The sequence below is a fragment of the Streptomyces sp. NBC_00988 genome (genome assembly GCF_045162645.1).
Classification (GTDB): domain Bacteria; phylum Actinomycetota; class Actinomycetes; order Streptomycetales; family Streptomycetaceae; genus Streptomyces.
The window spans coordinates 679,263-691,871 of record NZ_CP108730.1 but is presented as its reverse complement, the minus strand read 5'-3'; the positions used below and the strand labels follow the sequence as shown (position 1 = coordinate 691,871).

12 protein-coding genes are annotated in these 12,609 nt (G+C 68.9%); 6 read left to right on the top strand and 6 right to left on the bottom strand.

The genetic code is table 11. The features are described 5' to 3' along the window. Positions 1–266 precede the first annotated feature (266 nt). Both OG496_RS03160 and OG496_RS03155 read left to right on the top strand, forming a co-directional pair. Entirely contained in the window at positions 267–689 is a 423-nt protein-coding gene (locus OG496_RS03160; RefSeq protein ID WP_405969458.1) for a hypothetical protein, read from the top strand. A 57-nt stretch (positions 690–746) separates the two neighbouring features. Next, positions 747–1,982 carry a 4-hydroxybenzoate 3-monooxygenase gene (locus OG496_RS03155; protein ID WP_405969457.1) on the top strand — a complete coding sequence of 412 codons (1,236 nt, stop codon included), beginning with the start codon at positions 747–749 and terminating at the stop codon, positions 1,980–1,982. 4 nt (positions 1,983–1,986) lie between these two features. On the opposite strand, the gene OG496_RS03150 is transcribed toward OG496_RS03155, so the two are convergent. Then, complete coding sequence (locus tag OG496_RS03150) at positions 1,987–2,766, bottom strand: alpha/beta hydrolase (RefSeq protein ID WP_405969456.1); 780 nt, start codon at positions 2,764–2,766, stop codon at positions 1,987–1,989. 457 nt (positions 2,767–3,223) lie between these two features. On the opposite strand from OG496_RS03150, the gene OG496_RS03145 reads away from it, so the two are divergent. Continuing rightward, the gene (locus tag OG496_RS03145; RefSeq protein WP_405969455.1) at positions 3,224–4,324 is read left to right on the top strand and encodes an LLM class flavin-dependent oxidoreductase; all 1,101 of its coding nucleotides are present in this window, start codon (positions 3,224–3,226) and stop codon (positions 4,322–4,324) included. Beyond that, entirely contained in the window at positions 4,321–5,706 is a 1,386-nt protein-coding gene (locus tag OG496_RS03140) for an NtaA/DmoA family FMN-dependent monooxygenase (protein WP_405969454.1), read from the top strand. The genes OG496_RS03145 and OG496_RS03140 overlap by 4 nt, the downstream gene beginning before the upstream one ends. A 183-nt stretch (positions 5,707–5,889) precedes the next feature. Here OG496_RS03140 and OG496_RS03135 read toward each other — a convergent pair whose 3' ends face one another. Together OG496_RS03135 and OG496_RS03130 are read right to left on the bottom strand one after the other, a co-directional pair. Further along, positions 5,890–6,870 (bottom strand): ArsR/SmtB family transcription factor, encoded by a 981-nt coding sequence (locus OG496_RS03135; RefSeq protein ID WP_405969453.1) that lies wholly within the window; start codon positions 6,868–6,870, stop codon positions 5,890–5,892. Positions 6,871–7,076: 206 nt separating this feature from the next. Continuing rightward, a complete protein-coding gene (locus tag OG496_RS03130; protein ID WP_405969452.1) occupies positions 7,077–7,904 on the bottom strand; it encodes a DUF1684 domain-containing protein in 828 nt (275 codons plus the stop codon). A gap of 237 nt (positions 7,905–8,141) precedes the next feature. On the opposite strand from OG496_RS03130, the gene OG496_RS03125 reads away from it, so the two are divergent. Further along, a complete protein-coding gene (locus tag OG496_RS03125; protein WP_405969451.1) occupies positions 8,142–8,489 on the top strand; it encodes a DUF397 domain-containing protein in 348 nt (115 codons plus the stop codon). A 21-nt stretch (positions 8,490–8,510) separates the two neighbouring features. Here the strand turns inward: OG496_RS03125 and OG496_RS03120 are convergent, their stop codons facing one another. Further along, a complete protein-coding gene (locus tag OG496_RS03120) occupies positions 8,511–9,653 on the bottom strand; it encodes an IS630 family transposase (protein ID WP_405969450.1) in 1,143 nt (380 codons plus the stop codon). Between the two features lie 94 nt (positions 9,654–9,747). Here OG496_RS03120 and OG496_RS03115 point away from each other — a divergent pair, with 94 nt between their 5' ends. Further along, positions 9,748–10,719 carry a helix-turn-helix domain-containing protein gene (locus OG496_RS03115; protein WP_405969449.1) on the top strand — a complete coding sequence of 324 codons (972 nt, stop codon included), beginning with the start codon at positions 9,748–9,750 and terminating at the stop codon, positions 10,717–10,719. Positions 10,720–10,788: 69 nt separating this feature from the next. On the opposite strand, the gene OG496_RS03110 is transcribed toward OG496_RS03115, so the two are convergent. Beyond that, positions 10,789–11,628: an SAM-dependent methyltransferase gene (locus OG496_RS03110; RefSeq protein ID WP_405969448.1), complete on the bottom strand. Its 840-nt coding sequence runs from the start codon at positions 11,626–11,628 to the stop codon at positions 10,789–10,791. Positions 11,629–11,782: 154 nt separating this feature from the next. Continuing rightward, entirely contained in the window at positions 11,783–12,220 is a 438-nt protein-coding gene (locus tag OG496_RS03105) for a hypothetical protein (RefSeq protein ID WP_405969447.1), read from the bottom strand. Positions 12,221–12,609: the final 389 nt, after the last annotated feature.

The window sequence follows — 12,609 nt, the reverse complement described above, 5'->3', positions numbered from 1 at the left end:
GAAGGAAGATCACCGCAGCCCGGGGAGCGGACCCCGGCATCGGCGACCCCGACCGGTCCTCACCCGTGGGGCCGGTCGAACGGTTGTCTATCGTCTTGTCATATCGGTCACGCGTGAAGATTCATAGCACACGCATTGTCTCGGCACAGGTCCGCACGAACGGGTGGTTGTCTGTGACCCGTCCTCCTCCACCACGTTGTGCCGCTGGGCGGCACGCTCGCCGCTTTCGGAGACCGCCGGTCCGGCGGGTGCGAGGAGAGGAAATCATGGGAGCAACGAAGTGGTCCACGGCTTTTGGAGCCGCGGGGCTGGTCCTCGTGGCCGTCGCGGCATCGGCGACCGCTCAGGGTCGGACGCCGCACGCGCACCTGGCGGGACGCGTCGTCCTCACGAACACGGACAACGGCCGGACGGTGCCCGCGAGTTCGGGTGGCGATGTGGAGATCCGGCTCACCCACTCCCGCGAGCGCGGACTCACCTACACCTGGACCGCTCCGGAATCCGGTAACTCCGCGGTGCTCGCCCACGCTTCCGACGCCACGTACCCGTCCGGAGACGCCACGGCCGTCTTCCACTCCGCATCCGCCGGCGCCGCCACCATCTCCGCGCAACGCCACTGCGTCCCCGACCCCGGCAACCTCTGCCCCCTGCTCGTCGAGACCTGGAAGGTGACGATCGAGGTGAAGTGACCATCCACCGGTCGGCCGGGCCCCGGTGGTCGGTAGGGTGATTCCGGAGGTGGCCAAGTGGCTGACAGCACACGGGAGTTGAGCGAGTCTCCGGAATCCACGACCGTGGTGGTGATCGGCGCGGGCCCGGCCGGGCTCACCGTCGCGAACCTGTTGCGGCGCAGCGGGATCGACTGTGTCGTCCTGGAACGGCAGACCCGCGAGTACGTGGCACAGCGCCAGCGCGCCGGCATCGTTGAGACCCGCGCCGTCCGGATGTTCGACTCCTGGGGGCTGGCCGACCGCGTACTGGGCGGCGTCCCGCACGACGGCATCCTGGAGCTCCGGGTCGACGGCGAGACGCATCTGGTGAACGACTACGACGGCTCCGAGGGCCCTACGGCTCGGCTCTGCCCCCAGCAGATGCTGGTCCAGAAGCTCACCGCCGCGTACTTGGAGGACGGCGGCGACCTGCGTTTCGAGGCCGCGGACGTCTCCCTGGACGACCTGACCGGCGACCACCCCACCGTCCGCTACCGCACCGAGGACGGTGGCCTCCGTACGATCACCTGCTCCTACGTCGCGGGCTGTGACGGCGACCACGGCATCAGCCGCAGCGCCGTCCCCGACGGGGCCCTCACGCCGTACGCCTTCGATCACGGGATCGGATGGCTGACGGTCATGGCCGACGCGCCGCCGCCCGCCCACCCGCTCCTGGCCGTCAGCCCGCAGGGCTTCGCCGCGCACTTCCCGCGCGGCCCGTACGCCAGCCGCTACTACCTCCAGTGCCCGCCGGACGACCACCCCGACGCGTGGCCCGACGCCCGCGTCTGGGACGCGCTGCGCACCCGGCTCGGCGACCCGGCCCTCCTCTCCGGCCCGATCACCGACCGCGAGACCTTCCGGCTCCGCAGCCTGGTCCACGACCCGATGCAGTACGGCCGTCTCTTCCTCGTCGGCGACGCGGCGCACATCGTCTCGCCGATGGGCGGCAAGGGGATGAACCTCGCTCTCTACGACGCCGATCTCTTCGCCCGAGCCGTACAGGACGCCGTCCACGACCACGACGACACGGCCCTGCGCACCTACTCGGAGCGGTGTCTGCGCCGCGTCTGGAGCGACCAGGAGTTCTCGCACTGGATGACCCGCATGCTCCACGACGCCGGTGACGCCACCAACTCCGGTCCATTTCACCGCAGTTTGGCCCGCGCCCGGCTCGACCGGCTCTTCACGTCCGCTGCCGCGGCCGGCGCCTTCTCCGAACTCATGACGGGCATGGATTTCGGAGAAGGCGCCGGGCGGCAGCCGCGTTGAGGTGTTACGCCGTAAGTCCGTTGACGGTCAGGTGCCGGGCGAAGAAGCGGACCGCGCTGTCCGCCTCGAACCTGGGCAGTTCCTTGTGGCTGCCCGAGTTGATGTGCAGTGACTTCTCCTTCGAGGCGAAGGCGTCGAACAGCGCGAGACCGGACGGGCGCGGGATGTGCTCGTCGTCCCACTGGAGCGCGAACTCGATCGGAACGGTGATCCGCCGTGCCGTCTCGGCGAGCGAGTCGTCGTACCAGAAGAGGCCCAACACCGCGGCGGTGATGCGGGGTTCGGCCGCTGTCAGCGGTACGCCGATCGCGGTGCCCATGTTGAGGCCGTAGTAGCCGACGGGGCCTTCGGCACCGATCTCCGGGAGTTCCTGGAGGGCGTCCAGGGTCGCCAGCCACTCCGGTACGGCACGCTCGGCGAGGTGGGCGTTGTAGCGGACGACGATCTCGCCGACCGGTTCGCCCGCCGCCATCTTCCGTTGCATCAGGGCGATTTCGCGTTCGTCGTGCGGTGTGCGCGGTCGGTCGCCGTGGCCGGGTGCGTCGATGGTGGCGACGTGGAAACCGGCGCCGTTCACGAGGCGCTCCGCACGGCCCGCCATGGCCGGTGCCTTGCTGTGGTTGCCGCCGCCGTGGCCCATCAGGACCAGGGGGGCGCGTTCGGAGGCGGCGGCTGCGGGGGACCAGAGCGCGCCAGTGACCTCGCCTACAGCGAAGTCGCGGACGAGGACACCGTTCGACGATGTCTCAGCGGTGAAGTGCAGTGAATGTCGGGAGAGTTCCATGGTGTTGCCTTTCGGGATCGCCTTGGTGTGAGGCGCTCCCGGCGACACCTATGCCGCTGGCCCAACCGTGGAAAAGAGGGGGAGCACCCACCTGGATACTGCGTTCATGGGTCTCACCTCCTCATGCGGTGTCACGGCCAACGGCAAGTTACCAGCCCGGTCGTCGTCGCGGCCAACCCTTTTCCGCCTCGGCACCGCTGCATGCGCGTACATCTAATGTTCTTGACATCTTCCCGGGCCGACGACCAAGGTTGAGGCGATCGTTCCCGGACGGGTGGAGGCCCCGATGCGCGTACGCGACGCCGCACCCCATGGTGCCGTCCCGGGCGCGCGGCTGATCATCCGGCGGCATGTCGACTACTGCCGCACCGCCTCCGCCGTCTGTCCTTCCGCACGCCCCTGACCCGTGTCGGCCCGCTCGGGCCGGCCGTCTCGACGTGTTCTCGGAAGGAACCCCATGTCCGGCCCCGCCCTGCGGCTCGCCCTCGAAATCGACGGCGACGGCGCCCATCCCGCGGCCTGGCGCCGCGCCGCCCACTCTCCTGACCAGTTGCTGAGCCCGCGCCGGGTGGCCAGCGTCGCCGCCGCCGCGGAGAACGCCGGGTTCACCCTGCTCACCCTGGACGACGGCGTCCTGCTGCCCGGCGCCGGCCCCGACCTGGTCGGCCGGATCGGCGCGGTGGAGCGGGCCGCGTTCATCGCCGCGTCGACGAGTGTCGTCGGCATCGCGCCGGTCGTGCCGCTCACCTACGCCGAACCCTTCCACGTATCAAGCCAGTTGGCGTCCCTGGACCACATCTCGGTCGGTCGCGCCGGGTGGGTGGTGAGCGAGGAGGCACGGCCCGAGGCGGCCTCCGTCTGGGGGCGCCCGCTCGTCGACGGGGCCGCGGCCCGCGCCCGCGAGTCGCGTGACGGTGTCGAGGTCGTCCGTGATCTATGGGACTCCTGGGAGGACGACGCGGTCATCCGCTCCGTGGCCACCAGCCGCTACCTCGATCGCGACCGGCTGCACTACGTCGACTTCACCGGCGACACCTACACGGTGAAGGGCCCGGCGATCGTGCCGCGTCCGCCGCAGGGCCAACTCGTCGTGCTCGGCAGCCCCGACCGAGTGCCTGGCGATCAACTCGACGTCGCCCTCGTCGCGGGCATCGACCTCGCCGCCGTCACCGCGAACGCGTCCGCCGCCGGAACACCGCGTACTTTCGCCGAGGTCGAAGTCGCCCTCGACACCGCCGACGCCACGGCCGAGGAACGCGTCGCCGACCTCGAACGGCACGCGCCCTGGAGCGACCGGGGACGCCTGCGCCACATCGGTTCCGCCGCCGGACTCGCCGCGCTGCTCGGGGAGTTGAGAGGCGTAGTGGACGGAGTGCGCCTGCACCCACTGGTGTTGGACGAGGATCTCCCGGAACTGTCCCGGCTCGTCCTGCCCCCTCTCTTCGAACGCCGTTACGCCGTACGCCCGTTGCCCGGCGCGTCCCTGCGCACCCACCTGGGCCTCGACCGGCCCGCCAACCGCTACGCCGCCGCGGCCGCCCAGGAGGATGCCCGATGACCCGCACCGACCCCCTCGACGTCCCCCGCCCCGACGCCCAACTCCACTTCGGTGTCTTCTTCCAGGGCGTCAACCACTGGACGGTCTGGTCGGATCCGGCCAGCGGTTCGCAGATCGACCCCGCCAACTTCCGGCGCGTCGCCCAGACCGCCGAACGGGGCCTGTTCGACGCGTTCTTCCTGGGGGAGGGGCTGCGGCTGCGGGAGGTCGACGGCCAGATCCACGACCTCGACGTCGCCGGACGGCCCGACGCCATCACCCAACTCGCCGCGCTGGCAGCCGTGACGGACCGGATCGGTCTGGTCAGCACGTCCAACACCACCTTCAACGAAGCCGCAGACCTCGCCCGCCGCCTGTCCGGCCTCGACCTGCTCTCCGAGGGCCGGGCCGGCTGGAACGTGGTGACCACCGACAACGCCTGGACCGGCGCCAACTTCCGCCGCGGCGGTTACCTAGACCACGCCGACCGCTACCGCCGCGCCGAGGAGTTCCTCACCGTCGCCCGCGCGATCTGGGACGGCTGGGAGGACGCGGCCGTGTCCGGCTCGGCGGCTGCCCCGGCCTGGGCGGCACCCGGCGCCGTACGCCAAGTCCGCCACCAGGGACCGCAGTTCGACGTCGACCTCGCACCCACCCTGCCGCGCAGCACGCAGGGACACCCGGTGATCTTCCAGGCCGGGGACTCCGGCGAGGGCCGGGACTTCGCCGCCCGCAACGCCGACGTCATCTTCTCCGCGCACGGCAACGACTTCGACGACGCGCTCGCCTTCGCCGACGACCTACGGCGCCGGCTGCGGGCCGTCGGCCGCCCCGAGGACGACCTGCGCATCCTCCCGGGCACCGAGATCATCATTGGCGCCACGGAGGAGGAGGCCCTGGAGAAGAAGCGCTGGATCCGCCTCCAACAGGTCACCCCCGCAACCGCGTTGGGCATCGCCGGACTCCTGTGGGGCATCGACCTCTCAGGCCGCGACGCCGACGGGCCGTTGCCCAAGGAGGACCCGGTCGTCGCCGAGAACGACGGTTCCTTCGGCGCACGGCGCATCGCCGATCCCCGCCAAGTGGTCGCCGAATGGCGGGAGAAGGCCGACGCCAACCGCTGGTCGCTGCGCGAGACCGTCATCGCGCTCGGCCCTCAGCGCGGTCACGTCGGCACACCGGAGGGCCTGGCCGACAAGTTCGCCCACTTCGTCCGGCACGGCGCCGTCGACGGCTTCAACATCACGCCGTACCTGATCCCCGACGGCCTCGACGACATCGTCGACCACCTCGTCCCCGCACTCCAGGAACGTGGCGTCTACCGCACCGCCTACACCGGTACGACCCTCCGCGACCACCTGAACCTGCGCGAACCCCTCACCCACCGCACCTCCACGGGCTGACTCCCCGACTCCGCGGACGCGGTGCCCACCGTCCCCCTGTGTCCGGTGGCCACCGCGCCCGGGTCGCCCCGGCCCGGCGCCGCCGTGACGCACACGGCGACCGTCACAAACGATGGCGGTACAGGGCACATGGCGGCAATGAATTCGAAACCCTTCTAATCGGCACCGGCGAGGTTTGCCCGGTCACCGCTCGTGAAGGAGGCGCAGGCCCAAGGGAGTTGCCGAGTGCCGCACGAACTGGCCCTCCCGGTGGCTGGCGATCAGGCCTCCGTCGCGCAGCACGCCGAGCTGGTAACTGGCGCTGGGCAGCGCGATGTTGGCTGCCGTGGCCACCTCGGACGTCGTACGCGCCCCATGGCTGGCAAGATCCGCCAGGACGACCGTCCGGGTACGGCCCAGCAGCCGCTCCAGCCCGTCCCTGCTCGCCCGGACGATCTCCAGGGGCTGTTTGGCGACCGGGTAGACGAGCACCGGCCCGAGCGTGGGGTCCGCGAGGGCGGTGGGCCTGCGCCAGCAGAAGTACGACGGGACGAGCAGCAGGCCGCGCCCTTCCAGGTGCAGCTCGCGGTCGACGGGATAGTCCACCTCAAGGACCGGAGCGTGCCAACGAGCGTGCGGGCGCAGCGCGTTGAGGAGCGCGGAAGTGCCGCCGTCGAGAAGCGCGCGTGACCGCAGTTCGACGTCGTTGCCGACGGCCGTCTGGATGCGGGGCCAGTACGGTTCGAGCAGCGTCTTGCAGGACAGTTCCAGGGCTCGCGTCAACGTCCCCAGGGCTTTGGCGCCCGGTCTGTTGAGGGTGGACACCCAGGACGGCAGCGACCGCGCCTCGGCGAGCCGGGACAGCTCACGGGTCAGCCGGGCGCGGGAGGTGCTCCGCACCTGGTCGAGCCCGACGGCCAGACCGCCACCCGTGACCGACGGCGTGAGGAAGTCGGGGATGTAACCCACCGGAGGAATCAGCGTCTGCAAGGGCGACAGAGCCCGCCGGGCCCGCGGATCCTTCGCCAGCCCCTCGCGCACCGACCGGCGCCAGTGCCCGAACTCCAGCGCCCCTTGCCGCGCGTCCAACCGGCAGACACCGCACACGAGTTCCCAGAGAGCGTGGGGCTGACGGGCCACCCGGATGCTCTGCAGGTCCTGCGAGGTGAAGTGGATACGGAGCATACGGCCTCTTTCCTGCGCGTCGTCCGTGCGCAGTGTCGGTGGGGGTACGGCCGCGCGAGAACCAGCGCGTCATCAATGGGGACGACTGAGGGGTGCGCATGGTTGTCGAAGGGAGAAACGGATGGCCATACCGCGTCTCGGCGATTGACCGGGTTCGACGAGCCCGGCCGCGGCCCGGGGTGCCGTGGCCGCGGCCGGGGCGACGATCAGACCTGTCCTCCCCGCTCACGGGGTGTCTTCTGCCCGGCCTCGATGGATACGTGCAGCCGGTTCTCCGCCGGCGGCAACGGGCACGTGGCCAGGTCGGTGTAGGCGCACGGCAGGTTCGTCGCACGGTTGAAGTCCAGGACGACCGTGCCGTCGGCGTCCGGCGGGGCGAGCGCGAGAGCCCGGTTCGCGGCGTACGTGGTCACCCCGGAGGTGGCGTCGGTGAAGAGCAGCAGCAGTCCGCCCGGCCCCCGTCCGGGGAACGCGGTCAGGGCCAGCGACTGCCCGTCCAGCTCGAACTCGACCCGGCCCGGCGCGTCGTAGACATGCTCCAGCCCCTCGACCGCCGCGCCCACGGTCGTAGGACGCGGTGTCTCGAAGGCCGTGTACCGACCCCGGACCACCCAGCGGGGATCCGGCGCATAGGCGGGCGTACCGGCGAAGTCGGTGCGCAGCGGCGCGTCCGGGTGCCGGGGCCGCACGATGTCGTTCCCGCCGCGCTTCGCCACCTCGATCACGGCATCACCCCAGACCGCGTTCACCCCGCCCCGCTCGGGCAGCACACCGAAGCGGTGCTCACCCCGCACCGGCGTCCCCTCCACGACGAGTTCCTCCCCTTCGTCGAGGGTTACGGCGACCCCGTCGGCGTCGGTCCACCAGGCACCCGGCGCGTCCGGGAAGCGCTGAGGGCGGTCGTCGAGCCAGTGCAGCCCGGTGATCGCCAGGAACCCGTGCGGAGCGGCGAGGCGTTCCTCCTGCCCGCGATACCACTCCAGCCAGTCCTGGGTGAAGGCCTGGAGGTCGGTCGTGGTCAGGTCAACGGTCATGGTGGTCGCTCCTTCGTCGTGCGAGGTCCGGCCTCGAAGCGGGGTCGTACCAGTGCCAACCCCGGCGGCCCGGCGGGGGATTCCGGTCCGTGTGTGACAGCTTCATGTCAGGCCGGACCAGGAGCGGACCATTGCGCGCTCCCGCGCTACCCGCACCACCCGGCAGGACACCATCCACCCGTACGTGGGACGGCATTGTTCGATTTCGAGCCGCTAGCATTTCCATCACGTCGAGCCATGAAATTGCATGACGGGATTTCATGGGGCTTCCACCTGTGCGGTTTCGAGGCCGCGACGAAAAGGGTCGGAAAAGTGGGTTTGTCGAACGGAGAGGGTTCGCCTCTGATGCAGGACTTCACGAACGGAATGGCTGCCGGTCTCATCCCGGGAACGTGGGTGAAGAGCCGCATGTCCGAAGCGAACGGCATGTGTGTCGAGCTCGCCGCGCTGCCCCGAGGCGGTGTGGCCGTACGAAACTCGACCGACCCCGGCGGACCCGCACTGATCTTTACCGCCGAGGAGATGGGCGCATTCCTCGACGGTGCGAAAAGGGGGGAGTTCGACGCCCTCGGTACTCCCAACTAGTGTCTCGTGATCCTGATTGCGTTACTTCGAGTTGTTATTGACGAGTTTCTTCACGCTGGTCTGGACGAGTCGGACCTTGGCGAGGATCTCGTCGGCGGTGGCGGTCCAGGTGAAGGGTGTCGGGTTCTCGTTCCAGGAGTTGATGTAGTCGCGGATCTGTTTGACCAGGACGTTGACGCTTGCGAACGTGCCGCGGCGGATGGACTGCCGGGTGATGATCCCGAACCAGATTTCGATCTGGTTCAACCACGAGGACCCGACAGGGGTGAAATGGAAGTGGACATGCGGGTTCTTCGCCAGCCACTCCTTGACCTCCGGTGTGGTGTGCGTGGACAGGTTGTCCAGGACGATATGGATCTCCTTCCCCGCATGCGGCTTAACGGCTTTCTTCAGGAACGCCAGGAAGTTCGCGCCGTTCCGGTTCGCCTTGCACTCGCCGAATACCTCACCGGTCGTGACATTCAGCGCGGCGAACAGGTTCGTGGTGCCGTTCCGCACATAGTCGTGGGTGCGCTTCTCGGCGGCCGCGAAGGCCACCGGCAGTACCGGCTGGGTTCGGTCCAGGGCCTGCACCTGCGTCTTCTCGTCGACCGACAGCACCACGGCGCCACCGGGCGGGGCCAGGTACAAACCGACGACATCGGCGACCTTCTCCGCGAACGCCGGGTCTTTCGAGATCTTGAAGGTGCCGTTACGGTGCGGCTTGAGCTGCTCCTCGCGCCAGATCCGCGCGATGTAGTGCCAGGACACGGTGACGTTCTCGGTCCGCTTCAGGTACTTCGCCAGCTCGCGCGTCGACCAGTGCGAAAGCCCGGTGCCAGCCGGCGGTGTCATACGCGTCAGCGCAATCACCCGCGCCCGTACCCGTACCGGTACCTGGTCCCGGGCCCCGCCGGGGCGATCGCCTTCCAGCCCGGCCACCCCGTGCTGGGAATAACGGGTCTTCCACCGGTCCACAGTCGGCAGCGACACCCCCAGCAACTCGGCAATGTCCTTGCGTCGCCGCCCCTCACCCGACCACAGCACGATCCGCGCCCGCGTCGCCAAATCCGCAGGCACATCCCGACTGTTCGCCAACTCCCGTAACTCGGCGGCCTGTTCCACGGAAAGCTCCATACCAACAGCAACGAGACATGCAAGATCACGTAACGCTGACGGGATCACGAGACACTAGGCGTCGGAGTACATAAGTTCGGGCAACGCCTCCGGCCCGGGCGTGTCATCATGTGAAGGTGACTGCCCGTTGTGAGGAGAAGGCGTGTCCCCGGATCCGATTCCGATCAATCGTCTGGCCCGGCATACCGCCGGGCCGGACACGACAAAGACCGCGGCCACCATCATGCTCGGTCTCGCCGTCAAGGAATTGCGTGACGAGGCCGGTCTGACGCAGAAAGAACTGGCGAAGGCCACCCACGTTTCGAACTCCACCATCAGCCGCCTGGAGAATGCCGATTCCACGCCCGAGGGGCGCACGGTCGAAGCGGTGATGGCCTATCTGAAACTCGACGGTCCGGCACGGAACAAGTTGTCGATGTTGTTCTCCCGCGCCCAGGAACCGGAATGGTTCCAGAACAGGTTCGACGACTGCACCCCCGACTACCTGCGACGGCTCCTCGGCCTGGAATCGGTCGCCATCGGGCTCACCACGTACGACGTACGTCTGGTGTCGGGTCTGCTGCAGACTCCCGAGTACGCGAGCTGCATCCTCCGCACGGGCCTGCACCTCACGGAGTGGGACAGCCCCGAGATGGAGCTACGGGTCGCCATGCGCCGGGAGCGGCAGGAGCGGGTGTTCGGCCAGGCCGAGCCGCCGCGCTGCGTGTTCCTCATGGACGAGTCCGTCCTGCTGCGGCGGGCCGGCTCGGACCAGGTGATGCGCGACCAGATGCTCCACCTCGCGGAGATGGCCCGACTCCCGCACATCATCATCCGGTTCGTGCTCCTCGACCGGATGATCGCGGGCAACGAGGCGTCGATGGCGGGCGGCATGGCCCACCTCCAGTTCGGCCGCGGCGGCCTGCCCGACCTCGTCTACGTCGAGGGCTACCGCAAGGCCGACTACTACAACAAGCCCGCCCTGAGCGCCGAGGAGCGGGCGAAGCCCTGGCCGACGAAGGAGAACGACTTCGAGCGGCACCTCCAGCTCCTGCTGCGCATCCAGGGCGAGGCGTGTGCCTCACCCATGGAAAGCCGGCGCATGCTGGACGAGGCCGTCGAGCGGTATTCCTAGTCGCTGTCGCTGTCGCTGTCGCTGTCGCTGTCGCTGTCGCTGTCGCTGAACCGGGGCCGGGGGCCGGGCCTATTGCCGGGGCGGCACTCTCCCGAGCCCGCCGTACTCCGTCCATTCGATGCTGCGTTGGCGCTGCTGGAGCTCGGAGTCGGGCCGCCAGTCGGTCACGTCGACGAGTCCCGGGTCCTCCACAACGACCTTGTCGAAGATCTCGTCCACGTCCGCTTTCTCCCGGACCCTGCCCCAATTGCCCCCGGTCTGGACCCGCATGAGTTCGGTGACGTCGTCGCGGACCTTGGGATCGTCGCTCACGAGCTGGCACACGACGACGAAGCTGCCCGGGACGAGCTTGTCAACGACCCGCTGAACAAAGGCCTTTGGCCCGGCGCTGTCCGGCAGGCAGTGCAGTACGGAGATGAACAGGGCGGCCGCAGGCTCGGTGAAGTCGATGAGCCGGGTGAAGGCCGGGTGACCGAAGATGGTGGCGGTGTCCGTCATGTCGACCGACAGGATCGCCGTGTTGTCGTTCTCGTTGAGAAGGGACTGGCCCAGCGACAGGACGACGGGATCGTTGTCGATATAGACGACGTGGGATTCGGGGTCGACCTCCTGCGCGATCTGGTGCACGTTGCGCTGTGTCGGAAGGCCCGAGCCGAAATCGATGAACTGCCTAATTCCGTGCTCCTCGGCCAGCACTCTGACCACGCGCTGAAGGAACCACCGGTTGTTCAGCGCGATCTCACGCGAGGTGGGTGCCACCTCCAGCAACAACTCGCAGGCATTCCGGTCTGCTTCGAAGTTGTTGCTGCCACCCAGCAGCCAGTCGTACATCCGCGCCGCGCTGGGCAACGACAGATCGACATGATTGTGCTCCACCAACGGCCCGTCCCCTCGCCGAATCCGCCCCATCCGAAGTGGAGTTGCCCATCCTAGGAGGGCGGCACGGGGCCGCACCACCGCTGGTTCGGGTGAACCGTGGCGCAGGTCGGCGAAAGGTGGCGGATCGGAGCGTTTGCGAGGAGACCGCGTACGCCGGGAGGAAGTAGAAGGGGCGCTGGAGCGGTCAGAGGTGCCTCAAGGGCGCCTCCACACCGATGAGTTGAGGGAAGGTCCGACGCGCGGCGGCGAGACCCGCTTCGACCGCGGACGGTTCGACCCCCATCAACTCGGCCGCCTCGGCGAGGGGAAACCCCAGCCGCCGGCACAACACCACGCTGTCCGCGCACGCGTTGGGGAGCCGCTGGTACAGCGCGGCCAGGACCGGGTCCTGCGACGCGGCACGCTCGCCCCGCCGCTCGACCTGACGGCGGAGTTCCTCCCAGACCTCGGCCGCGGGGCAGGGCTGACTCATCAGCCACTCCCACCGCTCGTGGGCGGACACCAGCGTGGCTTCCACGACAGCCGTGGAACGTGCGACCGCGGACAGCCGAGCCCTGGCGTAGAGCGTGTAGCGCGGGCGGTTCCGTTCGGCGAAGGCCGCGAAACCGAGGTCCGCGATCACCGGATCAATCGCCGATGACGGGGAGTCGATCCCGGTGCACAATGCCGCGCGTTCGGGTGCGGCAAGGGAAGGGGCCACGCGCTGGGCAGGAGCGCGAGGCCATAGGACCCGGAATTCTCGACCCGGTTACCCTGCATTGAGGCTGCTCCCGTGAATGTGCCCGGAGGGCAGCCGCAGGCGCCCTCGACGAATCGGCTCGTCCATTTGGTTGTTTCCTCCTCCGTGTACCCGAAAGGAAACTACCGCGCAGGGCGGGGCGGTTGAGCTGTCCCCGCCCTCCATGCAAAGTCATTTTTGCGCACTAAACATCGCGGTCAGAGGACGTCCAATTCCGTCGCGGATCGATCCAATTCGGCGACCGCAGGGGCGTCTTATATCCTCTTCGGTCA